21 protein-coding genes are annotated in these 24,451 nt (G+C 40.6%); 3 read left to right on the top strand and 18 right to left on the bottom strand.

Annotation, left to right across the window (positions count from 1 at the left end; genetic code table 11):
• Window positions 1–33: 33 nt before the first annotated feature.
• Window positions 34–4,146 (bottom strand): DUF11 domain-containing protein, encoded by a 4,113-nt coding sequence (locus CDG55_RS04435; protein ID WP_087536834.1) that lies wholly within the window; start codon window positions 4,144–4,146, stop codon window positions 34–36.
• A gap of 371 nt (window positions 4,147–4,517) precedes the next feature.
• Here CDG55_RS04435 and CDG55_RS04430 point away from each other — a divergent pair, with 371 nt between their 5' ends.
• Window positions 4,518–5,714 carry an NAD(P)/FAD-dependent oxidoreductase gene (locus CDG55_RS04430; RefSeq protein ID WP_087536833.1) on the top strand — a complete coding sequence of 399 codons (1,197 nt, stop codon included), beginning with the start codon at window positions 4,518–4,520 and terminating at the stop codon, window positions 5,712–5,714.
• A gap of 35 nt (window positions 5,715–5,749) precedes the next feature.
• Here CDG55_RS04430 and CDG55_RS04425 read toward each other — a convergent pair whose 3' ends face one another.
• The 3 genes from CDG55_RS04425 to CDG55_RS04415 form a co-directional block, all read right to left on the bottom strand.
• On the bottom strand, window positions 5,750–5,929 hold the full coding sequence (locus CDG55_RS04425) for a hypothetical protein (protein WP_005158592.1): 180 nt from the start codon (window positions 5,927–5,929) through the stop codon (window positions 5,750–5,752).
• Window positions 5,930–6,185: 256 nt separating this feature from the next.
• Window positions 6,186–7,748, bottom strand: a complete 1,563-nt coding sequence (locus CDG55_RS04420; RefSeq protein WP_087536832.1) for a mechanosensitive ion channel — start codon at window positions 7,746–7,748, stop codon at window positions 6,186–6,188.
• Between the two features lie 221 nt (window positions 7,749–7,969).
• Window positions 7,970–8,170: a hypothetical protein gene (locus CDG55_RS04415; protein ID WP_087536836.1), complete on the bottom strand. Its 201-nt coding sequence runs from the start codon at window positions 8,168–8,170 to the stop codon at window positions 7,970–7,972.
• Between the two features lie 206 nt (window positions 8,171–8,376).
• Between CDG55_RS04415 and CDG55_RS04410 the strand changes: the two genes are divergently transcribed.
• Complete coding sequence (locus tag CDG55_RS04410; RefSeq protein WP_016652946.1) at window positions 8,377–8,799, top strand: hypothetical protein; 423 nt, start codon at window positions 8,377–8,379, stop codon at window positions 8,797–8,799.
• A gap of 20 nt (window positions 8,800–8,819) precedes the next feature.
• Here CDG55_RS04410 and CDG55_RS04405 read toward each other — a convergent pair whose 3' ends face one another.
• The gene (locus tag CDG55_RS04405; protein WP_087536831.1) at window positions 8,820–9,581 is read right to left on the bottom strand and encodes a ferredoxin--NADP reductase; all 762 of its coding nucleotides are present in this window, start codon (window positions 9,579–9,581) and stop codon (window positions 8,820–8,822) included.
• Window positions 9,582–9,665: 84 nt separating this feature from the next.
• Here CDG55_RS04405 and gigC point away from each other — a divergent pair, with 84 nt between their 5' ends.
• Window positions 9,666–10,550 carry a LysR family transcriptional regulator GigC gene (gene gigC, locus CDG55_RS04400; protein ID WP_087536830.1) on the top strand — a complete coding sequence of 295 codons (885 nt, stop codon included), beginning with the start codon at window positions 9,666–9,668 and terminating at the stop codon, window positions 10,548–10,550.
• Between the two features lie 15 nt (window positions 10,551–10,565).
• Here the strand turns inward: gigC and CDG55_RS04395 are convergent, their stop codons facing one another.
• The 13 genes from CDG55_RS04395 to nuoE form a co-directional block, all read right to left on the bottom strand.
• A complete protein-coding gene (locus tag CDG55_RS04395; protein WP_087536829.1) occupies window positions 10,566–11,279 on the bottom strand; it encodes a cold shock domain-containing protein in 714 nt (237 codons plus the stop codon).
• Between the two features lie 78 nt (window positions 11,280–11,357).
• On the bottom strand, window positions 11,358–11,651 hold the full coding sequence (locus tag CDG55_RS04390) for a cold shock domain-containing protein (RefSeq protein ID WP_005158613.1): 294 nt from the start codon (window positions 11,649–11,651) through the stop codon (window positions 11,358–11,360).
• Between the two features lie 117 nt (window positions 11,652–11,768).
• Window positions 11,769–12,404 carry a uracil phosphoribosyltransferase gene (gene upp / locus CDG55_RS04385; protein WP_004663741.1) on the bottom strand — a complete coding sequence of 212 codons (636 nt, stop codon included), beginning with the start codon at window positions 12,402–12,404 and terminating at the stop codon, window positions 11,769–11,771.
• A gap of 116 nt (window positions 12,405–12,520) precedes the next feature.
• Complete coding sequence (gene nuoN, locus CDG55_RS04380; RefSeq protein WP_087536828.1) at window positions 12,521–14,017, bottom strand: NADH-quinone oxidoreductase subunit NuoN; 1,497 nt, start codon at window positions 14,015–14,017, stop codon at window positions 12,521–12,523.
• A 3-nt stretch (window positions 14,018–14,020) separates the two neighbouring features.
• Window positions 14,021–15,619 carry an NADH-quinone oxidoreductase subunit M gene (gene nuoM, locus CDG55_RS04375; RefSeq protein ID WP_087536827.1) on the bottom strand — a complete coding sequence of 533 codons (1,599 nt, stop codon included), beginning with the start codon at window positions 15,617–15,619 and terminating at the stop codon, window positions 14,021–14,023.
• A 1-nt stretch (window position 15,620) separates the two neighbouring features.
• On the bottom strand, window positions 15,621–17,516 hold the full coding sequence (nuoL, locus tag CDG55_RS04370; protein ID WP_087536826.1) for an NADH-quinone oxidoreductase subunit L: 1,896 nt from the start codon (window positions 17,514–17,516) through the stop codon (window positions 15,621–15,623).
• Entirely contained in the window at window positions 17,513–17,821 is a 309-nt protein-coding gene (gene nuoK / locus CDG55_RS04365; protein WP_004638057.1) for an NADH-quinone oxidoreductase subunit NuoK, read from the bottom strand. Before nuoK ends, nuoL begins: the two co-directional genes overlap by 4 nt.
• A complete protein-coding gene (nuoJ, locus tag CDG55_RS04360; RefSeq protein WP_171287534.1) occupies window positions 17,821–18,339 on the bottom strand; it encodes an NADH-quinone oxidoreductase subunit J in 519 nt (172 codons plus the stop codon). Before nuoJ ends, nuoK begins: the two co-directional genes overlap by 1 nt.
• Window positions 18,339–18,881: an NADH-quinone oxidoreductase subunit NuoI gene (gene nuoI, locus CDG55_RS04355; protein ID WP_004663751.1), complete on the bottom strand. Its 543-nt coding sequence runs from the start codon at window positions 18,879–18,881 to the stop codon at window positions 18,339–18,341. Before nuoI ends, nuoJ begins: the two co-directional genes overlap by 1 nt.
• Window positions 18,882–18,899: 18 nt before the next feature.
• Window positions 18,900–19,916, bottom strand: coding sequence for an NADH-quinone oxidoreductase subunit NuoH (gene nuoH, locus CDG55_RS04350; protein ID WP_087536824.1), 1,017 nt, complete (start codon window positions 19,914–19,916; stop codon window positions 18,900–18,902).
• A 3-nt stretch (window positions 19,917–19,919) separates the two neighbouring features.
• On the bottom strand, window positions 19,920–22,604 hold the full coding sequence (gene nuoG, locus CDG55_RS04345; protein ID WP_087536823.1) for an NADH-quinone oxidoreductase subunit NuoG: 2,685 nt from the start codon (window positions 22,602–22,604) through the stop codon (window positions 19,920–19,922).
• An 11-nt stretch (window positions 22,605–22,615) separates the two neighbouring features.
• Window positions 22,616–23,941, bottom strand: a complete 1,326-nt coding sequence (nuoF, locus tag CDG55_RS04340) for an NADH-quinone oxidoreductase subunit NuoF (protein ID WP_004682953.1) — start codon at window positions 23,939–23,941, stop codon at window positions 22,616–22,618.
• Window positions 23,938–24,447, bottom strand: a complete 510-nt coding sequence (gene nuoE / locus CDG55_RS04335; protein ID WP_004675093.1) for an NADH-quinone oxidoreductase subunit NuoE — start codon at window positions 24,445–24,447, stop codon at window positions 23,938–23,940. Before nuoE ends, nuoF begins: the two co-directional genes overlap by 4 nt.
• Window positions 24,448–24,451 lie beyond the last annotated feature (4 nt).

Raw genomic sequence — 24,451 nt, 5'->3', positions numbered from 1 at the left:
AAAATCATTTTTATCATTCAACCTAGATTGATGTTATTGATTTACACAAAACCTCACCGTTCCTGTCGCTGCGGGATTTAATACACCAGTCAAGTTCCACTCCAATGTATCTCCGACATGATTGATATTACAACTATTACCATTCGGTGTTGAATTACAACTCATACTTCCGAAACTGGTGGCTATAGGTAAACTATCCTTAATTTTCACATTATTCAGCAGCTTGGTACTATTATTTTTATAGGTGATTTCATACTCTAAATGGTCGACATTATTTGCTTGATTCGTTACAGCAAATTGGTTTTGATCAGCCGACGTTGAAGGACAACTGGCAACTGCGCGTACCTTTTTAGTTAAGCTAAGACCCGCTTTACCAATTAATGTGACATCTTGTCGTTGAGTTGATTGACCCGTAATTGTCTGTGTTGGATTTGCCAAGATCACACTATAACTTGTCTCTAAGGTCGAAACATGCTGTGCACCTGTCATGACATTTGTAGGTGAATGAACACGTTGAACCAAACAAAGATCTACATTGGGTTGTAATGTATATGGATTCGCTACGGTTGGATTAAATACGGTTTCACCAGTATCCACATTCCCATTACAGTTCGTATCTTTATAAACCAAAGCTTGCCAAACTTGGTCATTGGCACTGTTGGGTTGTTGGGTAGACAACTGATTGAACTGAGTGATTTGTACTGGAGCTTGTGAATTGAGACGATGCGGATAATCTGTGACGTCTCCAGAAGCTATAGTGTGTTGCCCATCTTCAGTCAGTACGATATTCAGATTTGCATCACCAAAATTATTATTTGGATAACTGGTTGCTGTTGTTTTAGGGAGTGAAATCGTATCCGTACTTCGGTTATAGCTTCCGGTTGGACTCGCTCCGCTGACAGAACTATATTCGGACAAATTTGTTTGTACGATACAAAATGGATTGGTTAGAACGCTGTCCTCAACTTTAAAACTATATTCTCCATTACTATTACTGATCGTCACAAAATTAAGCTCAAGACCAGCACAATTGGCAAGTTTGAGACGACTCCCTGCAATGCCGATTTCATTTGCATCTTGTACGGCATTATAAGCATTATTCAAGATATTATTGGTCGTTCCGCCATTATCGTTAAAAATACGCCCTGTAATCAGGACTAGTTTTTTTCGACTATTGGTTAAAGTACAAATAATCGCAGCATCATCATTGTGAATCGTTAGCTTAAAGCCATTCAGTGCGATGTTGTTGCCTGTGCAAAGTAAACTACTATTATAATCTGCAGCATCACCTTTACTAAATGACTCAAGAATCGTTGCAGTTTTACCAATCATATTCGGCATAAGCACAACAGGCGTTCCAGTAGTGCTATTTGCCCCTGTCTGATCAGCAACCGAAACTGCGGTGGTTGCATTGGTATCCAAGCCAATACTATTCACGATTACACTATCACCAGCGACTGCGTTATCCCATTTTTTTATCAATGTTAAAGTCGTGAGCGTATTGGTTAAGGTACATACGATTTCAGCGCCAGAAACAATACCACTTTTATTTAATGTAACTGTTGCATTGGTATAATTCGCAGTAACTGAACTGGCTGGCAATCCTGTGCAAACTGCATTGGTTAGACGGAAACCTGTTGGAATATTTGTTTCAGTAATCACAGCATCTGTTGATGGATTTGGGGTAGTAAAATACTGTGTTTCCCCCACAGTTTCAGTATCTTGAGCTGTAGTCGTAATTGAATGATTTGCGATACCATTATTGCCAGTAAAATCAAACTTACCCAATCCACCACGGCTAATTTTTTTAATAATTAAACTAGGCTTACTATTAATAAAAGTACACGTAATGTCAGCACCACCAGTAATTAAATAGGTGTAAGGAATCGTGATTCTATCGGTAATGAAATTACCAAATGTACCAATATTCCCTGTAATCAAACTATTTGAATCAACACAACTCGCAGATTTTAGTGCATAACCCGTCGCAATTGATGACTCTCTAATAACAACATCTGTTGCATTATTCAATACCGTTAAAACAGGCGATGTCCCCGTTCCAATATTAGGTGATCCTTGTAAACTTGTCGCAACATTACTGGAATTACTGGATAAATTACTATTCGCAAAATCGAATGTTCCCGTTCCTCCCTGAGAAATTTTCTGAATCTTTACCGTTGGGAGTTTGGTATTCACAAAGTTACAGTTTAAATTTGGATTATTGCTAATATCGGCTGCTGTTAGAGTATAAACCGATCCTGATCGGCTACCGACAGAGTTGCCCGCTGTGTTACGACAACTGGCACCTGTTAAACTCCATCCCCCGCCAGTAGGTAGACTACTTTCATTAATCGTTATGCTACCTGTTCCTGTGACGACAAAAGGTTGCACACCAGTCAGCGTCGTATCACCATCAACCTGATATTCTTCACCCTGAGTCAATGTTGTAATCGAACCTGAAGTTTGGCTTGTACCAGTTAGTGTAAAACCGAAAGTACCTAAGCCACCTATTGTTGATTTTGTGAGTGTAATTAAAGCTTTTGCAATAGCAACTTGCACACTACTACTATTATCAGATGGGAAAATTTCAGTGTTGGCAGATGGTACACTCACTGTCGCAGTATTGGTGATGATCCCTGCGCTATTTGCTCTAGCTTGAATAATAAGCGTACAAGTTGCACCTTTGGGACCACTAAACTGCCCACTTAAATTATTGCCTGTAAAGCTTGCACTACAAGTGACCGCACCATTTGCTTTCGTTGTGCTGAGTATAGAAAGTGTATTGAAATTACTTGGTATTGCATCACTGAAGTTTGCCCGACTCGTATCACTGACTGCATTTTCACCTTTATTACTAATGACCAATTGATACTGAATGGTATCTCCTACATTCATCGTCAATGAATCAGCTACAAAGCTTCCAGAAGTACCTATTCTTTGTTTCTTCTCTACTTTCAAATCCATATCTGTCGGCTGATCATCATCTTTAATTACATAGTTTGCGACACCGTTACCAGATGCTCCGCAATCATTTGATGACATAATATGAAAATCGTTACTTTGATTGATGGTTACATTAAATGTATCGTCAACTTCATTCACTAAATCATTAATAATTTCGACGGGAACCTCAAGAACATAAGGGGTCCCCGCACCGTAATTACCTTGTGGTATCGTCTTGGTAAAAGTGTTTGCAACTCCACCATTAATTTTATAATCGACACCTAATTGGGCTGTGCCATCATTCACATTAAAGACTAATGAAATACCCTCACTCGGTACATCACCGACCACAATAACCTTAAGCGGCTGCACTATACCGCCATTTTCAGGTACAACATAATTGGCTGAGCTAAACTCAATAATAGGTTTTACAATAATTTGTATCGCATCTAAAAAATTTCCGCTGGTGCTTGTTCCTGAAGTCGAATGGAATCCCATTGGCACTTGCCCTGTTGCGCCTGTATAGGTGAATGTTCCACTATAGTCTGCCCAACGTGTAATTGTAGAACCCGTTGTCGCTCCTACACCTGATCCAGAACCACTGGATACAGAACACGTGCCTGACATGCAACTCGTGACTAGCCCATCCCCAGTTTTATTTGTCGATACCGTTGTGATCGTTTGAGCTCCAGCACGCAACAACATCGTATCGTTAGCAGTATTACGCCCATTATGACTAAATTTCCAAGATACAGACTCACCATTCACTAAACAGATATTTTGAGAAATAGTAGAAACAGCATCTGCATTTAACTCGACAAATTGATTGCCTTCCCGTGCTTTGATCGTGTTGGTAGGGGTTGTATTGGTACCATCAATATTTCTTGAGCCAGCCCACATTTCCATCAGTTGCCCTGAACCATTGGTTGAGATTGAACATGTGCCACTGAAGCCCTCATTTCCATATGGGTGTGTGGTTAACCAACCAGGTACACGTGTGCTACTAATATAGACACGGCAAACATTACTTCCTGTCGCAATGGTCGGCGTTTCAAAACCTAAATTCAGGTATCCACGCTGATAAGCAGCATTTGCAACAGAAATATTGAATATGCACAATAAAATTGCGATCGTGATTTTTGTAGAATAAGTACACTGTAATTTCAACAAATCAAATATTTGTAAAACCTTCATACCCACCATAACGCACCCCAAATTAAATTTGTAGCTTTGAATGGCTATAGAGTGCTATTAAAAAAAACAAAAAGAATGCCTCTACATATTCATCCCCACAACATCAGACCGCCTCAAGAAACAACAAAATTATCTGAAAAATATCAAAATTTAATATCAAATAGAGACTGAAATCTTAATTTTATTTTACATCAGTACATGCTCATTTTTTATTAGGCTAAAGATTATTTTTAAAAAACTGTACATTTTTTGTATCCAATAATCTAAACCACAGAGATCTTCATATCGATTACAAATAATTTGGGCATTATGAATTGTGCGTACTAAACTTCGCTTAAATCTTTTATAATCGCTCGCTTTTCGTCTACCGAGTAATCCTCATGGTTCATCAAGTTGATGTTGTTGTTTTAGGTGCAGGTGCATCAGGCTTGATGTTGGCTGCAGAGGCTGGTAAACGTGGACGTTCCGTTGTCGTATTAGAAAAAGCCAATAAAGTAGGTAAAAAGATTCTAATGTCTGGTGGTGGCAAATGTAACTTTACCAACCTAGATGTTGAACCTTCAAATTATATTTCTGAAAATCCACACTTTGTTATTTCAGCGCTCACTCGTTACACCAACTGGGATTTTATTGGTTTGGTCTGCGAATATGGTATTGAATATGAAGAACGTAAACACGGTCAGCTATTTACAATCAAAGGCGCAAAAGAAATCCTCGAACTATTACTTGCAGAGTGCAATAAAGCGAAACGAGTTCAGATTCAGACCCATTGCGAAGTACAAAGCATAACAGCACAAACAGATTCAGGTTTTATCATTGAAACCAATCAAGGCACTTATCACTGTGAGTCGTTAGTAGTTGCCACTGGTGGTTTATCGATTCCAACATTAGGCGGTTCAGGTTTTGGCTATGAACTGGCAAAGCAGTTCGGACATCATGTATTTCCAACCCGTGCTGGTCTTGTTCCCTTTACTTTTTCTGATCAGTTTAAAGAGGTAACCACTCGCTTAAGTGGTAATGCATTAGATGCAACCTTGATCAACGATCGCCATCAATTTACTGAAGCTTTGTTGTTTACTCATCGAGGCTTAAGTGGACCAAGTTCATTACAGCTCTCAAATTATTGGCATGTGGGTGAAAGTTTTAAAATTGATTTTTTCCCGAGCCAAGATTTAGTTCAATTCTTCAAGGAAAAGAAAAAGTCGCAACCCAAAGTTCTGCTCAGAACTTTGCTCAGTGAATTCACGGCGAAAAGTATCGTGCTTGAGCTACAACAACTAATTTGGGCGGAACAAAGTGAAAATGCGATTGGCAATTTTAGCGATTTACAACTAGAGCAAATTGCTGATCAATTGCACGCCTTTTCTGTTAAACCATCTGGAACTGAAGGATATCGTACTGCTGAAGTCACATTAGGTGGCGTAGACACCAGCGAAGTTTCTTCAAAAACCATGGAAAGTAAAAAGCAGAAAGGCTTATATTTTATCGGTGAAGTACTCGATGTAACAGGTCATTTGGGAGGATATAACTTCCAATGGGCATGGTCTTCGGCGCAAGCAGCGGCTCAATTTGTTTAGTTCACTTAACACATTAAGCCGATTGCTAAATAACACTAAGCATGATGATCTGAAGAGTTAGCAGCTTCTGTAGAAGATACTTTTTGAGTATTTTTAATTGGTTTTTCTTTAGCCGTATTTGATTTCGCAACAACAAATTTGTACGCACTCGCCAAAAAACCTACAGTAATACCTGCAATAATAATCGGTGCAAATACGCGATTTGGCCTCTTCATTTCACTCTCCTCTATAGAATTTTTATTTAGAGACTATTGATACTTTATCTATAAATGAATTGCTTTTCAGGTCAAATTTTTGATTAATCCTATTAAACTACAGTCATATGTACCCTAAAATTCAGTTTTAGGTCTCGTTTTTCTAAAATATGCCCTAATCACGATATAGATAAAAACTCAATAATGCTTATACAAACAAAACGACCACCCTGCTTAGAGTGGTCGAATTGGTTCAAAAAATCAAAGATTATTTTTACTATTCATCTGAATAAGGTGGGGTCGGTGGTGTTATTGGTGGTACCGAATGACTTGGTGTGATTTCTTTATCTAACGGATTTGGCTGTTTCGCTTCATTCTCTGCCTTATCTAATAAACCTGTCAATAAGCGTTCTGCAGGTTGACGACCACCTAAACCAAATGCCAAGGCAAAAGCAACTGCAACTGAACCAAGCGTCAAACCAAAAGCCAAATTCACAATGGAATCCGCAATACCCATAGCTTTTAGACCCATCGCAATCACTAAGCCCATAATTAAAATACGAACTAGGTTTGCTAACCAACGTGAACTATTGTATTCACCGCGTTGTACCACATTAGCCACGACATTGGCGAGCCAGAATCCAATCACCAAAATGACTGCACCCAATAAAATATTTGCACCAAACTGAATAAACATCGCAATCAGCACACTTACTTGCTCTAAGCCAAGACGGTTCGCAGCTTCAGAGATTGCAAACAACATGGTAAAAAATACAATCAAATAACCGATCAGATCAGAAATACGTGTTTGTCCAAGAAATCTTTGCAAATCAAGCTTCATTGGAATTTCATCAATTCCTGCCCCTGAAATAAGTTCAGCGACTAAACGTCCAACAAAACGAGAAACAATATAGGCAACGATTAGAATTAAACCAGCTGCAATAATTTGTGGAATTGCATACATAATTTCATTCAACATCGCTGTTGCGGGTTGAGAAATCGCTTGGATTCCTAAAGCTTCAAATGCCACAATCAACGCTGTGATGACAATAATTGCAAACACAAATGAGCCTAAAAATTTCGATATATTTGAGTTTTTAAATAATCCTACTTTTTCAGCTTGCGTTTGTAATCCCAAGCTATTACCTAATCCCTCGACAATACCGCGCACAATCTTGGCGAGAATATAACCTACAAAAAGGATCACACCCGCAATAAACAAATTAGGCAGATAAGCAATCGCTTCGTTTACCATGTTTTGTACAGGAATCAGCAGTCCTGTTAAACCTAAAATAGACAGCACAATTGGTAGAAATAGTAATAAAACCAACCAGTAAAAAATTTCTGCGATATTACTACTTAAAGCGTTAACACCAACTTCACTGCTTAGCTTCTCATCTAATTCTGTTCTAGATAATACATTGGTCAATCCAGCACGTACCAAACGCGCCACAATCCAACCAATAAATCCTACTGCAACGGCTGCAAATAAGTTTGGTATATAAGCAAGTACTCGTCCTATCATATTGCTAAACGGGTCACTTACACCACTAATATTTAAAACATTGAGTGAGCCAACCACAGCGAGAATCATAACAAACCAAAACACCAATTTAGAAACCAAGTTTTCAATATTGGGCGTACGACCAGTTACCGAAGATAACTTGTGATTGGTACCAACCTTTTGCAATAGCCGCTTTACACCTGCGGCAATGATTAAGGCAATAATCCAACCCACCAGTAAGATCAAAATTGCTGCAAAAATTGGATGAAATTGATCCCAGTAATACATGGCATCAAATCCCCCTCGATGCGAGGGATCATTAAAAAATTCATTCATGCGAGTTATCCTTATCTTGTATTTTTAAATCTTGATATAAATCACCCATCACTGTTTTATGTTGAAACACACAAACTATGAATGTTTATCACCTTAGTTTTTGTCGATTTTTGAATCAATCGACAGCATCACTAATACAACAAAAAGTCCGCATAATTTTGCAAAAAAGCTCATTGATTCACATCAATGAGCTTTTAGATAAATTGTTTTGGTCAAAGCCACTAAGCATTCAGAAGTACAGACTGCAGATTTGATATCATCACTTGAGCAGTTGGATTCGCTGAATGATCCGCGACCATATAAACAAGAAGTGCAATTAGGAACCCCCCCACAATGATCAACATATAAACGGGTAGTTTCTTTTTCTTTGCAATTTCCTCTCGACTCGCCACATGAGGTTGTGGCTTACTAAAATCATGCATCATAGCAGCCCTCATCCTTTTATTTGTTAGGCTTTTATCTTAGCAATACTCAATGTTGCATTGTGTGAAAAAGCTTCGGACTATCGTTGCAGTGTTTGCAGAACTCTACTTTTTTTATTTATTTTTTTGTTTAAAATATAGTCGGTTTTAGAATACGCTAAAAATAAGCTATACTAGTCGGCTTCGTTTCTCATATGTTTTGCTTTATGTCCTATAGTCAACAAAGTGTTTCTCTTGATTTAGACACGGATGTTACTCATCAATGTTTTTTACATCACACACGTGATGAACATTTAATAGGAATTATTGAGTTTAATAAGCCAAGCTATATCTTAAAGTGGGGAGATTTAGAATACTTCCGTCGTCGTACTGAAGAATTCTCCGTCATGCCTTTACCTGATTGTGTAAATGCAATGATTATCGATATTCGAAATGTACAACCTTTTTTAGACAATGAAGTGCCTATTTTACCTTGGCGCCTACTCGAAGAAGATTGCCCTGTTCGCCTTGTTGTTCCTCAAGACCGTTTAGAACATTATATCGGTATTTTTGAACCGACATGGCTAAACACTGATGTCGATACTGCAATTCAAGAAATCCGTGAATTTATGGATATGTTTGTACATTAAGACATATCCATACCATACGACTACCAATAATTCTCTACTGCAATATTACCTTCACCACGACGATTCATCGTTAAACCTCGTTGTTTAAGTGCCTCTTTTGTATCCTCAACCATCTGAGGATTACCACACAACATCACATGACTACTGGCAGGGTTCAAAGCTAATCCTGCTGCTTTTTCTAATTCGCCATTACCAATTAAAATTGGGAGTCGATCATGTAATGCGGCTTTAGGATCACGGGTAACAATTGGAATGAATTTAAATCCAGAATGCCCTTCACCAAATGATGCTGCGATTTCTTCAATACGTTCCACATAAGCCAACTCAGACTCTGTGCGAACGCTATAAACTAGATGAATATGTTTATATTTATTCCAAGTTTCAAAGTCTTGTAACATGCATAGAAATGGTGCAAGTCCAGTACCAGTCCCCAATAGCCAAAGATCTTGCGGTAAAGGTTGTTGATACCGAGCCAAAGTCAAATAACCATAAGATATTTTATCTAAATAAAGTTCATCACCAACTTTAAGGTGTTGCAAATTTGACGTAAATGTACCATCGGGAACAACAATCGAAAAGAATTCTAAAGTTTCATCAAAGGGCGAAGAAACAACAGAATAAGCTCTTACAACTAGCTCACCGCCAACCATTAAACCAATTCGCGCAAACTGCCCTGCTGTAAATTTAAAATGAGCAGGTCGGGTCATGGTGAAACTAAAAAGATTGTGGGTCCAGCGATGTACAGATAAAACCTTTTCTACGCTAAATTTTTCAATTGACATGATTTGAACGTGGCACGAAACAGTAGGCTCATGTTAGCATGATCGAATAATTGATGGATACTCAAAACATTAAGGCTATTTAACATGCGCATGACCTTACGCCAATTGGCTGTTTTCGTGGCGGTTGCACAAGAAGGAACAGTAACCAAAGCGAGTGATGCTGTCAGACTGACACAAAGTGCAGCAAGTATGGCTTTAGCTGATTTAGAAGATGGCTTAGGTGCGCCTTTATTTGACCGTTTAGGCAAGCGTTTACAACTGAATGATTTGGGGCGTTTTTTATTACCTCAAGCTTTAGAAATTTTGGGTCGCTGCGAATCCTTTGAACAAGCTGCTAAAGGTGAACTGCAAAGCATTGATTTACGTTTAGGCGCAACCTTAACGATCAGTGATTATTTAATGCCTGATCTGATGGCTGAATTTTTACAGCATCATCCTCAAGCCCATCTTCAATTACAAGTCGGCAATACTCGCCAAATGATTGAAGCAGTGAATCAATTTCAGCTTGATTTAGCCTTGATCGAAGGTTCGTGTCATTTGCCTCAATTGCAATGTATCCATTGGCGAGATGATGAGCTTGCAGTTTGCTGTGCGCCTGATCATCCTCTAGCAAAGTTAGATCGCCCAATTACACCAGCAGATTTCCATGAGGTTGAATGGATTTTACGTGAAGAAGGCTCAGGCACACGTGAAGTTTTTGACAATGCGATTTTACAAGATCTACCAGATGCCAATATCCGTTTAACCCTCGGTCACAATGAAGCCATCCTGAAAATTGTTGCCAATGGTCTGGGGATGACTTGTGTATCACGGCTTGCGATTGAACCGCTTCAGGAAAAAGGGCAATTGGTCATTCTGGATACACCTTTCTGGGAACTCACCCGTCCCCTGTTTATGCTGGTACATCGTCAAAAATACCAAGGTCCTGGACTCAAAGCCTTTTTACATTTTTGTGAAGATCAGGTTTAAGCCTGATCTTTTATTTTAATGTCTAAATTGGCGCTCACATGGTTCACCATCATTATTTCCATCCATTTTCACATTTGGACAATTCCTTAAAAAGAAGACGGCCTCTTCATACGAACGCATTTGAGAACAGTGAGTTCGCCCATCACAACTAAATTGGGTTTGCGCGGTGGCAGCTTGCTGTTCTAATCGTTTTTGATCATGGTGTACCGGTGGTGTTGGTATTGCTTTTAAAGCTTGCTCCGTTTTTTCAGATAACTTTACTTCAGGTAAATCACCCAAAGCCTGACGCTGAGCCTCCACAATCCTCTTTTGCTCTTCAATCAACTGCGCTGCTTTTAACCTTTGTGACTGTTGATAAGACTGATATTTTTTAAAGACCAGAACTGCTAAAACCGCAATAATCATTAAACCAATGACCGTAACGATCATTCTCTTTTTAGAACGAGATTGAGGATTATTTGGTAAAATTGCATTAGAAGAGATCTCAGAATTAGAGGAAAAATGACTAGAAGGATGAGAGCTCTTTAAATCTAACCGAACAATATTTGCTGCTTTAAATTTATCTTTATCTTGCACAATAAGAAATTTAAGTAATTCGCCGACTTTTGGCTCACCGCCTGCTGTGGGAAAATCTGTAATATGAAAGAAGATATCTGCCTGCCCTTCAAGCGCTATAAAGCCAAACCCTTTTTCTGAATTATATTTTTTAATTTTACCTTCAACAAACATATTTTCTTTTCTCATTTGCAAAGCCTAATGGATCAATATGGAGATCAAGAAAATTCTCTCCATATTTTATCTAGATGATTAACGTCGAAAGTTTGATAACAATTCTGATGTAATCGATTGATTATGAGCCAATATTTTATTTTTTTTAGTTTTTGCAGGATTCGGATCTACTCGTTCAATTTGTACTGCTTTAAATTTTCCATTATTTTCTAGGGCTACAAATTTTACTTTTTCATTTCGTTTCGGCTCACCTTCCGATGCAGGAAAATCTGAAATATGAAAAAAGATCTCGCCTTCAGCAGTTGCAATAAAACCAAACCCTTTGTCTGGATTATATTGTTTAACTTTTCCCTGATAAAATTCTTTCTTCATGACATTCACCTAATTTTGCAAGTACTGTATTTCAGTATATAAAAAAAGAGACTTTAAATCCTCCCCTGAAAACAGTACGGTTGGATTAAGTCTCTGTTTTAAGCATATTTTCAAAAATTAATCTTTTTGAACACTACCAAAAATCTTATCACCCGCATCACCAAGACCTGGAACGATATAGCCATCCTCATTCAAACCTTGGTCAATTGATGCCGTATAGATACGTACGTCAGGGTGCGCAGCCTCTACTTTTGCAACACCTTCAGGTGCAGCAACCAAAACCATAACACGAATATCTTTACAACCACTTGCCTTGAGCACATCAATTGCCGCAATAAGTGAATTACCCGTTGCGAGCATTGGATCAATAATCATTGCTAAGCGATTCGCAACATCAGGTACTAATTTTTTATAGTAAGTACGAACCTCTAAAGTCGCCTCATCACGCTCTAAACCCAATACACTCACTTTGGCACTTGGGATCAAGCTCAGTACGCCTTCAAGCATACCAATTCCAGCACGCAAGATAGGAACAATGGTAATTTTCTTGCCTGCGATACGTTGAGTCGAAACTTTACCTGCCCAACCATCAATTTCATGATCCACAACAGGTAGATCCTTAGTCGCTTCATAAGTCAGTAGCATCGTGACTTCTTGCGCCAATTCACGGAAGTTCTTTGTGCTAATGTCTGAACGGCGTAATAAACCAAGTTTATGACGAATAAGCGGATGGCGAATTTCTTGAATCGACACGAGTAAGTACCTAACTAATATTAATCTTTGAGTATTATAGAGTGTTTTTTTACTCTTCATTAAAAAAAGCCCCCAAATTTTGGAGGCTTTTTTGTACAAATCAGATTATCGGATGATTACTGTTGCTGAGATAACATGAAATGTAATGGAGAAAGAATCTCTGATTTCAATGCTAAATTGATCATTGGATCTGGGTAGATACCAAGTAATAATACAAGCAATGCTGCACCAAGTACCATGATACCACCAACTTTAGTTCCCCAATGTGCATCAGCATCAATACGAGGTGTTTCTGGTGGAGTCATATACATCACCACCATGACACGTAAGTAGTAATATAAGCCTATACCACTTCCGACAACAACCATTGCAGCCAAGAACCAATGTTGAGTTGTTACAGCCGCCATTATCACAAGGAATTTACCAATAAAACCTGCAGTTAATGGAATCCCTGCTAATGACAACATCATCACGGTTAATGTTGCAGTCAAGATCGGACGACGCCAGAACAAACCACGGTAGTCTGCAAGACTTTGTGCTTCATCAACGTTGTTATATGGACTAGACATTAACGCAACTGCACCAAATGCACCGATTGTGGTGAGTACATAAGTAATCACATAAACCGTTACACTGCCTAAACTTGCATACGTCATACTAATCAAAGCAATCAACAAGTAACCAAAGTGTGCAATTGATGAATAACCAAGGATGCGTTTTAAGTTAACTTGACGTACTGCAAGTAAGTTACCGACCAAAATTGATAACACAGCAATGACTGTCAAAACAGTCACTATTGATTCAACTAAGATTGCACCAGAACTTAATAAGTAACGTACAAATAAACCAATCGTTGCAACTTTGGCAGCTGTAGCTAAGAATGTCGCCATAGGTGCTGGTGCACCTGCATACACATCAGGCGTCCATTTATGGAATGGTGCAAGTGAAAGCTTAAATGCAACAGCAAAGATAATGAGACCTAAACCTAATAGCACCATTGGTTGCTTGATCGCAGTCATCAAAGCTTGAACAGAATCATAGAATGACAATGAACCTGTATACGCATAGATATATGCCATACCCATCAACAACATCGCAGATGCAGTTGCTGAAAGTACAAGATACTTAATTCCCGCTTCTAAAGATTGGCTACGTTGATGCGTGTAAGCCAACATACCGTACACAGGAATTGACATTAATTCTAAGCTGATAAAGAACGAAGCATAATGAGAGCTAGCAACCATCAACATCGCACCTGCTACAGAACAAAGTAACAAGATATAAAGTTCTTCACGATTATCTTTGTACGTTTCAATGTAGGCATGTGAAAGCGTGCTACAAGCCAAAGCAGCAATCAAAATCAGGAATTGGTAGAGCATGGTAAATGGATCAACCATAAACATGCCCATCACGTTCGCAGGAACAAAGTGTCCACTAAACATGGTGTATGCAATAAAAATTGCAGAAAGGTTTAAACCGACCACCGTCGTTGTTGCAATCAGATTATGATTACGTTTAATCGCAATCAATAACATCACAACAACAGAGGTCAATGCCACAATCATCACTGGGACAAGCGGCATAAGCTCAGAAAAAGAAAGAGTGAAGTTCATGGTTTATCGCATCTCCACTTGTTCAAGTTGAGTTGCAGTCTGTTGAACAGTTTCAACAACTTCTTGTACTGGCATATAACTATTGACTAACCACTGCATGCTTGAATGTGACATATCCAAGAATGTCTGTGGGTAAAGTCCTAACCAAAGTAAACCAATCACACAGATCATCAAAATGCTCACTTCACGTACTGATAAATCTTTCAGTGGACTCGGATAGTGTTGCTTTTGTTCAGCATTTGGTTCGCCAAAAAGTGCTTTGTGAATCAGAATCAGACCGTAAAGACCTGCAAATACTAAACTTACTGCAGCAATGATTGTGAATGCAGGATAAGCTTTGAATGAACCCATAAGAATTAAGAATTCACCAATAAAGTTACCTAGACCAGGTACACCGACAAGTGCTGCAACAAAGAACATCAAGAAGAATGGTAAATATTGCAGTTGACCACGAAGACCACCCATTAAGCGTAGATCACGTGTGTGTAAACGCTCATACACTTGACCCGACATAATGAACAATGCAGCAGATGACAAACCATGTGCCAACATCATGATCATCAGACCTTGGAAAGTCAGAATATTACCTGCATAAATCGCAAGTAAAATGAAACCCATGTGTGAAATAGACGTATACGCAAGCAGACGTTTCATGTCTGTTTGTTGGTAGGCCAAGAATGCACCGTAGAAAATACCAATTAAACCCAAAATGATTGCAATATCAGCAAACTGAGCTGACGCTGCTGGGAAGAATGGAATTACGAAACGAAGTAGACCGTACGCTGCTGTCTTAATCAAAATACCAGCCAAGTCCACAGAACCCGCTGTTGGTGCTTGTGCATGCGCATCAGGTAACCAACCGTGTAATGGGAATACAGGTAATTTAACTGCAAAACCAACAAAGAAACACAACATAAATGCATATGCAACTTCTGGTGGTAAGTGGTTTGCAACAGCCAATAAGTAGCTGTAATCAAAACCAATCATACCTGTCATCATATATCCATAGACCACTAAGCCTAAGATACCGATTAACATGATCAAACCAGCAATTTGTGTATATAAGAAGAATTTAGTTGCAGCATAAACACGTGAACGACCATTCGAGCCTTTATGACCCCATAACGCAATCAAGAAATAGATTGGTACAAGCATCATCTCCCAGAAGAAGAAGAACAAGAATAAGTCAATTGCAAGGAATACACCGATAACCCCACCTAAACTCCAAAGGAGGTTTAAGTGGAAGAAACCAACATTCTTTTGAATTTCACCCCATGAACAACCAACAGCAAGTACACCAAGTAATGCTGTAAGTAAAACCATGAGTAGAGATAAACCATCCACAGCCAAGTGAATGCTAATACCCAAAGACTGAATCCACGGGAGATGGAATTCAGCAGCCCAAGTTGGGACTTTACCGCCCAACTCGTAGCTATATGTACCAGTTTGCCATAGTGCAATACCCAAACCAAAGGTAATGAGCATACCAATCAAGGCAATCCAGCGTGGCAAATGTTGGTCAAATTTATCAACCAACCAACAAATAAAACCAGCAATGAAAGGAACTAAAATCAGTGCGGGTAAAATTAAATTGTTTTCCATTTTATTTCCCCACAACCTGAATCACGATCAAGATCATCAATAACACCACTACACCGAGTGACATGCTTGATGCGTATTCACGCAATGAACCTGTTTGACGCGAACTTGTAAAGCTATTACCACCTTTCACAAGTGCAGGTAGCACTAACCATAAACCATCAATTGGATCACGACCTAAGATTTTCGCAATCAATAAATATGGTTTTACAAAAACGATGTCATACAAAGCATCAAAACCAAATGCGGTACGGCAAATGTGCGCTAAACCAGAACCCAAAGACGTTTGAGCAAATGATTTAACCGCACCATACGCAAAGGCAAATAAGAAAATACCAACAACCAAACCAACAAGGGCAACACCACTTGCTAAATGTTCTGCATGTGCAACGGCTTCTTCTAAAGCTTCAGGAACAACAAAGCTTGGAATACTTGCAGCAGTCAATAATTTTGCAACAGGTGCTTGTAAGAAATAACCAATACCTGTTGATAAGGTCGCAAGAATTGCAAGCGGTGCCCAGTAAGTCACGCCATGAATGGCATGTGCATGGGTTTTTTCTTCGCCAAAGAATACCACCCAGATTAAACGGAAGGTATAGATAGACGTTAAGAATGCGCCAGCAACACCGACCCAATACAACGTGTTATAAAGTGGAAGGTTTGCAATCGTAGACTGTGCATATACTGCACCTAAAATCGCATCTTTAGAGAAGAAGCCAACTGTTACGATTGGAAGTGCAGCTAATGCGCCACCACCGATGATAAAACACCAGAATACGAATGGAATCTTTTTACGTAATCCACCCATTTTGAAAATGTTTTGTTCGTGATGACATGCAAGAATTACGGCACCCGAAGAAAGGAACAATAACGCTTTGAAGAATGCGTGAGCAAGCATATGGAATAAACCAGCTTGATACGCCTCAGCACCCACCGCCATAAACATATAACCGAGCTGACTCATAGTTGAGTAAGCCAAGATACGTTTGATATCGGTTTGAACCAATGCAGCAAAACCAGCTACAAGTAAGGTTACTGCACCTGTAATCGAGATGAACTGCATCACTTCTGGTGCCATTTCCATCACAGAGAACATACGGCAGCATAAGTACACACCCGCTGTCACCATTGTTGCAGCATGGATCAATGCAGATACTGGTGTAGGACCAGCCATCGCATCAGCTAACCAAGTTTGTAATGGAATTTGCGCTGATTTACCTGCCGCACCTAAGAACAACATCAATGCTGTCCAAATCGACAATGATGAGCTTTGCGTCATCACAGTCGCTGCATGTTCAACAATGTACTGTGTATTCAACGTACCAAACTGTTGATAGAGCAAGAACAATGCGATGAGTAAGAAAACATCACCCACACGTGTTACGGTGAATGCCTTGATTGCTGCCCAACCATTTGCAGGGTTTGAGTAGTAGAAACCAATCAAGAGGTATGAACACAGACCTACGCCTTCCCAACCTAAGAACAATAACGCCAAGTTATCGCCGAGTACCAACAACAACATGCTGGCAACGAACAGGTTGAAATAAGAGAAGAAACGTGCGTAATCTTCTTCACCACGCATATACCATGATGCAAAGATGTGAATCAGGAAACCAACACCTGTGATCATGCCCGTCATTAATAATGACAAACCATCGAGGTGCAAGCTGATGCCTGGCTCAAAACCGCCAACACTGAACCACGTCCATAAGTGTTGAACAAAAACAGTTTGGCCACTGCTGGTAAATGCAAGGCCAGCGATTAAAGCAAATAAGGCAGATAAACCAACTGAACCGACACCAATAATGGCAGCGACATTTTCAGACAGTTTGTTACGCCCTGCCGCTAACAGGATAAAACCAATGAGCGGGAATAAAACGGTTAAATATAATGTACTCATCCGCGCATCTCACTAGCAGCATCCACATCCAAGTGATGGAAGCGATGATAAAACTGAAGGACGATCGCAAGACCAATACACGCCTCTGCCGCAGCAAGCGTTAGGATCAAAATGAACATCACTTGTCCATCTGGTTGAGCCCAAACACTACCTGCCAAAACAAATGCCAATGCAGCAGCATTCATCATCACTTCAAGGCTCATTAGCATAAATAATAGGTTGCGTCGCACCATTACACCGTAAAAACCGAGTGCAAAAAGGATGGTTGCAACAATCAAACCATGTTCTAAAGGGATGTGTCCCATTATTCTTTATCCTCTTCTGCACTTGGTTCACGTTTGCCAAGGTGATATGCAGCAACTAAGGCTGCAAGCAATAACATCGCGGCAACTTCTACCAATAATAGATAGTGAGTAAATAATGCTTGACCGACTGCTTTAGGACCTACAATTTCTGTCCCCATTGGTGCAGAAATCGTGGTGTATTCTCCACCCAACATCCAAACCAAAACCAAGCCCAATAAGAAACTCATTAATGCAGGATATGCCCATGCATCAGAAGTTAACCATTTACGTTCTTGTTCAACCGTATCTTGTCCAAGGTTCAACATCATGACCACGAAGACGAACAAGACCATGATTGCACCAGCATAAACAATAATCTCAAGCGCACCAGCAAAAGGCGCACCTACGATCATGAAAATACCAGCAACAGCAAGTAAAGAAACGATTAAACTTAAAAGAGCATGTACGGGATTCGCATTTGTCACAACACGAATTGTCGATACGATGGCCACAAGTGCCATCAAATAAAATGGCCACATCATGGTAATAAGCTCCGTACATCAACTGGTGCACTTTCTTTTTGTGCTTGACCTTTTTCCTTACCATTTACTGCCATACCAGTGACACGGTAGAAGTTATAGTCAGGATATTTGCCTGGGCCAGAAATCAATAAGTTTTCTTTTTCATAAACCAAGTCTTGGCGTACATATTCAGCAAGTTCAAAATCTGGAGTCATTTGAATTGCAGTTGTAGGACAAGCTTCTTCACACATACCGCAGAAAATGCAGCGTGAAAAGTTAATACGGAAAAATTCTGGATACCAACGTCCATCTTCTTTTTCCGCTTTTTGTAATGAAATACAGCCAACAGGACATGCAACCGCACAAAGGTTACATGCCACACAACGCTCTTCACCATCTGGATCACGCGTCAAGATGATACGACCACGAAAGCGTGGAGGCACAATTTGTTCAGCTGGTACTTCTGGATATAAAATCGTGTCACGTTTACGTGTTACATGGCTAAACACCATCCACAACGAACGGACAATCGATCCAAATCCAGCTAGAATTTTATACATTTTGTACTCCCTGCTGTCCTAGGCCTGATTCATCAGAATCACAGCACCAGTCACTAACAAGTTGACCAACGCCAATGGCAAACAAACTTTCCAACCAAAATTCATCACTTGGTCATAACGTGGACGCATTAAAGAACCACGCGCCAATACAAACATCATTACAAAGAATGCTGTTTTGATGATGAACCAAAAAACTGGTGGAACAAATGGAATTTCTAAGTTAAATGGTGCAAGCCATCCGCCGAAGAATAACGTTACGATCAGTGCAGAGATTAAAACAACGTTGACGTATTCCGCAACGAAGAACATCCCCCACTTCATCCCACCATATTCAACGTGATAACCTTCCGCCAATTCTTGCTCAGCTTCTGGTTGGTCAAATGGATGACGATGCGTCACTGCAACACCAGCAATAACAAAGATAATGAAACCAATGAATTGTGGAATAACAAACCAAACATCACGTTGAGCTTCAACGATTTCACGTAGGTTGAATGAGCCTGCAATGGCAACCACACCCATCAATGAAATACCCAAGAACACTTCATAAGAAATAGTTTGAGCAGCAGAACGAAGACCACCGAGTAACGAGTATTTGTTGTTAGACGCCCAACCACCAAATAGCACTGCATAAACTGCAATACCCGCCATTGCCATAAAGAACAATAGACCGATACTCATATCCGCAACGCCCAGTGTAGGACTTACTGGGATGACCATAAACGAAAGTACCGCAGTTGCCATCGCAACTGCTGGTGCTAAACGAAAAGTCAGCTTGTCGGCAAACTTTGGTGTCCAGTCTTCTTTGAACATGATCTTGAGCATGTCGGCAACGATCTGGAACATACCACCCGGACCAACACGGTTTGGACCATAACGGTCTTGCCATAACGCCAAGAGACGACGCTCAATAAATGACATTAACGCAGCAACCAAAACCACCACCAACAGGATCACAACTGCTTGAATCACTGAATAAGCGATTGGCCAGTTCTCAGCCCAAAGTGGCGTTTGACGTATAATTTCTTGATTCATGAATTACACTCCTACTGCCACAGACACAGGCTCTGCCAATGAAACGGTTGGTGCTAGACCAATTGGATAACCAATATAGCCTGTTGGTAAATATTCGATGACTTGTACAGGTAAGCTGATGCTCGTTTCGCCTGCTTTCACTGTAATACGTTGACCATCTTGAACATTTAAGCGCGTTGCATCTTGTTCACCCACGGCAAACATCGCTTCAGGAATACGTGATTCCATTGCTGGTGTTTTAATCGTGAATTCACCAGAACCAAAAATATGGTGCATTGGCACAAGACGGAAGCTTTCAGGATTCACAACCACGGCAGTCGGTGCAACATAGCTACGTGCAGGACGTTTTGCTAAGCGATCGAATAAACGTACACCCGAATCACCGCCTTTTAAGTGACCACCCACTTCATCTTGGTATTTATTCCAAGCTTGTGGTGAGTTCCAACCTGCAGACCATGCGAAAGGTACTAGCGAAGAAGCTGTCTGATTACCGACATAACCTTCCATCGAGAACGTTAATGCTGAATCTAGATCAGTTGGCTGTTTAGGTTCATGAACAGATAATGGCGCACGCATTGCTGTACGACCAGAATAACGACGTGGTTCACGCGCAATCTTCAGGCCATGGATACGATATCCAGCATCAGGTGCAACATCTTGAATGGCTTCAAGCACAGGAACATTCTTCACGATGTCATCAATTACATCATCAAGCAATGTCCAATCGACTGCTTTACCTTTAAGACCTGTCTCAACAGCATGTAACCAACGCCATGATTCTTTGATCGCATATTCAGGCTTGTAGTAGCTTGGGTCATACACTTGATAGAAACGTTGTGCACGGCCTTCTTGACTCACTACAGTGCCATCACCTTCAGCAAAACTTGCTGCTGAAAGAACGATGTCTGCAAGCTTCACGGTCTCAGTTTCGCTGTGATCCAATACAATCACAGTCTCAGCCTTGTCAAATGCAGCTTTGATTTGAGCAGCAGGTAAACGACGGAACAAGTCATTTTCAACAATAACCAGTGTGTCGTAGTCTTGCGCAAAGGCTTGCTCTAAACTTAAACCACCGAATAATGCTAAGCCCATTGAGTTCACTTCAGGAACAGTCAACGACAGCCCTGCATTTTCGCCGAGATTTAAAGCGACTTGAGCCGCAGCTTCCATGATCGCAGGATCTTGTAAACTCGTACCAGAAATGATCAAAGGCTTTTTCGCTGCTTTCAAGGTATCTGCAATAGTCTGTGCAAATGCTTTTGCATCATCAGCCAAACCAGAAAGCGCTTCGCCTTTAACAGCAGCCGCAACCGCGAAACCTAAACGTGCAATGTCATTTGGCGATGCAACGACTTCACCCGTTGCCACATCCGCTAAACGTGTTTGCGTTGCAGCAAGAATATAGATTGGAGATTTAGCATCTTGACCAATACGTTGTACAGGCTCTGCCAACCAATCGGGTGTACGTGTTTTAGCTGCCATTTCTTTGGCTTTATTTTTCGCTGCTTGGCGAACTGATAAAGCCATACGTGGCGCAGTTTGAGTTAAGTCTTCACCCAAGATCAACACCGCATCGTAACTTTCAATTTCACGCATGTTCGGGTTGTAAATACCCTGTGTTTGCATGATTGATGCAGCTAATTCAACCAGATTTTGCTCTTTTTGAGACATACCTGTTGAATAATTGGCTTGACCAACAAGTTGGCGAAGTGCGTAGTTTGATTCCAAGCTTGCACGAGGAGAACCGATACCCAAGACTTTTTGGCCTTTCAACTCAACAATTACTTGATCTAATGCAGCATCGACACTCAAAGTTGTAATGTTATCTTTAAGCTGTAGTCGTGGTTGACGTGGACGATCTTCACGATTCACATAACCTGTACCGAAACGACCTTTATCACACAGGAAGTATTGGTTTACTGAACCATTAAAACGGTTTTCAACACGACGGATTTCGCCATAACGCTCACCCGGTGAGATGTTACAGCCCGAAGAACAGCCATGACATACGCTTGGAGCATACTGCATGTCCCATTTACGGTTATAACGTGCAGAATGTGTCTTATCAGTAAACACACCAGTCGGACAGACTTCAGTCAAGTTACCAGAAAATTCAGATTCCAAAGTACCTGATTCTGGACGACCGAAATAAACACGTGATGCATTGGCATAGACACCAAAGTCTGTACCACCCGCATAATCTTTGTAGTAACGTACACAACGATAGCACGCGATACAGCGGTTCATTTCATGTGCAATAAACGAACCCAGCTCTTGGTTATGATGGGTACGCTTCGTGAAGCGATAACGACGACGATCGTGTTGCGTCATCACCGTCATATCTTGTAAATGACAGTGACCACCTTCTTCACAGACTGGACAGTCATGTGGGTGGTTGGTCATTAAGAATTCGACGATTGATGCACGAAAATCAGTTGCTTCTTTGTCTTCAATCGAAATGTAAGTATTGTCAGCGGCTGGTGTCATACAAGACATGACTAAGCGCCCACGTGTATCTTCCGCATTATTATATTGCGTAACAGCACATTGACGACAAGAACCAACAGAACCTAAGGATGGGTGCCAACAAAAATACGGGATGTCGATACCAAGGCTGAGACATGCTTGTAGCAAGTTTTCAGAGCCATTGACTTCATACGATTTTCCATCGACATGAATTGTAGCCATAGTCGAATTCCTTAAGCTTGTTCTACATCAAGAGCAGCAGCATGGGTTTTAACCTTTGCTTCAAACTCATGGCGGAAATATTTTAATGCGCCCATAAGCGGCTCCATCGCACCTGGTGCATGAGCACAGAAAGTTTTACCGATCCATAATTTACGCGTCAGTTCTTGTAAATGATCGATATCTTCTTTCTTACCTGTACCTGTTTCGAGTGCTTTCAGCGCTTTGACTGCCCAAGGTAAACCATCACGGCACGGTGTACAGAAACCACATGATTCACGTGCAAAGAACTCTTCTAAGTTACGCGTTGCAGAGACCATACATTGGGTTTCATCAACCACCATCAACAAACATGTTCCTAAACGTGAACCTGCTTTCATGATGCTTTCAGCGTCCATTGGCAGGTCAATATGTTCAGCCGCCAAGAAATCTGTTGATGCGCCACCCGGTAACCATGCTTTCAGTGTTAGACCGTCACGCATACCGCCCGCATGATCTTCAATCACTTCACGCGCAGTGGTACCAAAAGGAAGTTCCCAAAGTCCTGGGAACTTGACCTTGCCTGATGCACCATAAATCTTAGTACCTGGATCTTTGGATTTATGTGCAGAAAGGTTGATATACCACTCTGGCCCACGCAACATGATTGCTGGCAAGTTATTGTAGGTTTCGACGTTGTTGACAATCGTTGGACGACCCCATGCACCAGCAACTTGTGGGAATGGTGGTTTAGTACGCGGATTGGCACGACGACCTTCAAGCGAGTTAATCAATGCAGTTTCTTCACCACAGATATAACGCCCTGCACCCGTGTGAACATACATCTCAAAGTTCCAACCAGTACCGAGGATGTTTTCACCCAAGTAACCTTTGGCACGAACTTGCTCTAATGCTTCATTTAAGTATTGAGCTGCTTCGATGTATTCACCACGAATGAAGATATAACCATGCGTTGCTTCAAGGGTATAACCTGCAATCAACATACCTTCGATCAATTGATGTGGAAGTTTTTCCATCAACAAACGGTCTTTAAAGGTACCTGGTTCCATTTCATCAGCATTACAGATTAAATAACGTGGACCACCATCATTCGGTGCCATCAACGACCATTTAATTCCTGCTGGGAAACCTGCACCACCACGACCTTTAACTGTCGCAGCTTTAATCACGTCAAGTACATCTTTTGGTGGCATGCTGAGCGCTTTTTTGAAGCCTGCATAACCTTCTAAAGCTTCGTATTCATCAGCATTGCGTACCGCATCTTGCTTACTCAAACGCCAAGTGAGTGGATGAGTTTCTGGATTACCGTCGCCATAAATTGGTTTTGGTTCAGTATTCATACATACTTCTCCAATAACTGTTTAACTGATGACACATCCACTAAACCGTGAGTATCTTCATCAATCATTAACGTTGGACCTTTATCACAGTTGCCTAAACAGCAAATTGGGAGCAAGGTGAAACGACCATCTGCTGTGGTTTGTCCATACTGAATGCCTAACTCTCGCTGAAATGCTTCTGCTAAAGTTTCTGCACCCATCAAGAAGCATGCAATTGAGTCACATAACAAAATCACATGACGACCTACAGGTTGGCGATAAATACGGTTATAGAACGTTGCTACACCCTCTAAATCCGCCACACTGATTGTCAACAATTGCGCAATCGCATTCATTTGAGCGTCATCTACCCAACCATTACGGCGTTGTACACACTTTAAAGCATCCAAAGAAGCTGCGCGTGGATACGGATAGTGATCAATATGGTGTTCAATGTCATGGATTTCTTCAGCAGTCAAAATCCCTTCAACATTCACACGAGGTTTTTTATCAGTCAAAATCATCATAATC

Source organism: Acinetobacter sp. WCHA45 (assembly GCF_002165255.2).
In the GTDB taxonomy this organism is placed as follows: domain Bacteria; phylum Pseudomonadota; class Gammaproteobacteria; order Pseudomonadales; family Moraxellaceae; genus Acinetobacter.
The sequence above is the reverse complement of the archived record's forward strand: the minus strand, read 5'-3'. Positions and strand labels throughout refer to the sequence as shown.

What these genes read in the sequence shown, in the direction of transcription:
- CDG55_RS04435 (WP_087536834.1), bottom strand. Translation starts at nt 4,146, where the DNA reads ATGGTGGGTATGAAGGTTTTACAAATATTTGATTTGTTGAAATTACAG.
- CDG55_RS04430 (WP_087536833.1), top strand. Translation starts at nt 4,518, where the DNA reads ATGGTTCATCAAGTTGATGTTGTTGTTTTAGGTGCAGGTGCATCAGGC.
- CDG55_RS04425 (WP_005158592.1), bottom strand. Translation starts at nt 5,929, where the DNA reads ATGAAGAGGCCAAATCGCGTATTTGCACCGATTATTATTGCAGGTATT.
- CDG55_RS04420 (WP_087536832.1), bottom strand. Translation starts at nt 7,748, where the DNA reads ATGAATGAATTTTTTAATGATCCCTCGCATCGAGGGGGATTTGATGCC.
- CDG55_RS04415 (WP_087536836.1), bottom strand. Translation starts at nt 8,170, where the DNA reads ATGCATGATTTTAGTAAGCCACAACCTCATGTGGCGAGTCGAGAGGAA.
- CDG55_RS04410 (WP_016652946.1), top strand. Translation starts at nt 8,377, where the DNA reads ATGTCCTATAGTCAACAAAGTGTTTCTCTTGATTTAGACACGGATGTT.
- CDG55_RS04405 (WP_087536831.1), bottom strand. Translation starts at nt 9,581, where the DNA reads ATGTCAATTGAAAAATTTAGCGTAGAAAAGGTTTTATCTGTACATCGC.
- gigC (WP_087536830.1), top strand. Translation starts at nt 9,666, where the DNA reads ATGCGCATGACCTTACGCCAATTGGCTGTTTTCGTGGCGGTTGCACAA.
- CDG55_RS04395 (WP_087536829.1), bottom strand. Translation starts at nt 11,279, where the DNA reads ATGTTTGTTGAAGGTAAAATTAAAAAATATAATTCAGAAAAAGGGTTT.
- CDG55_RS04390 (WP_005158613.1), bottom strand. Translation starts at nt 11,651, where the DNA reads ATGAAGAAAGAATTTTATCAGGGAAAAGTTAAACAATATAATCCAGAC.
- nuoN (WP_087536828.1), bottom strand. Translation starts at nt 14,017, where the DNA reads ATGAACTTCACTCTTTCTTTTTCTGAGCTTATGCCGCTTGTCCCAGTG.
- nuoM (WP_087536827.1), bottom strand. Translation starts at nt 15,619, where the DNA reads ATGGAAAACAATTTAATTTTACCCGCACTGATTTTAGTTCCTTTCATT.
- nuoL (WP_087536826.1), bottom strand. Translation starts at nt 17,516, where the DNA reads ATGAGTACATTATATTTAACCGTTTTATTCCCGCTCATTGGTTTTATC.
- nuoK (WP_004638057.1), bottom strand. Translation starts at nt 17,821, where the DNA reads ATGGGACACATCCCTTTAGAACATGGTTTGATTGTTGCAACCATCCTT.
- nuoJ (WP_171287534.1), bottom strand. Translation starts at nt 18,339, where the DNA reads ATGTGGCCATTTTATTTGATGGCACTTGTGGCCATCGTATCGACAATT.
- nuoI (WP_004663751.1), bottom strand. Translation starts at nt 18,881, where the DNA reads ATGTATAAAATTCTAGCTGGATTTGGATCGATTGTCCGTTCGTTGTGG.
- nuoH (WP_087536824.1), bottom strand. Translation starts at nt 19,916, where the DNA reads ATGAATCAAGAAATTATACGTCAAACGCCACTTTGGGCTGAGAACTGG.
- nuoG (WP_087536823.1), bottom strand. Translation starts at nt 22,604, where the DNA reads ATGGCTACAATTCATGTCGATGGAAAATCGTATGAAGTCAATGGCTCT.
- nuoF (WP_004682953.1), bottom strand. Translation starts at nt 23,941, where the DNA reads ATGAATACTGAACCAAAACCAATTTATGGCGACGGTAATCCAGAAACT.
- nuoE (WP_004675093.1), bottom strand. Translation starts at nt 24,447, where the DNA reads ATGATGATTTTGACTGATAAAAAACCTCGTGTGAATGTTGAAGGGATT.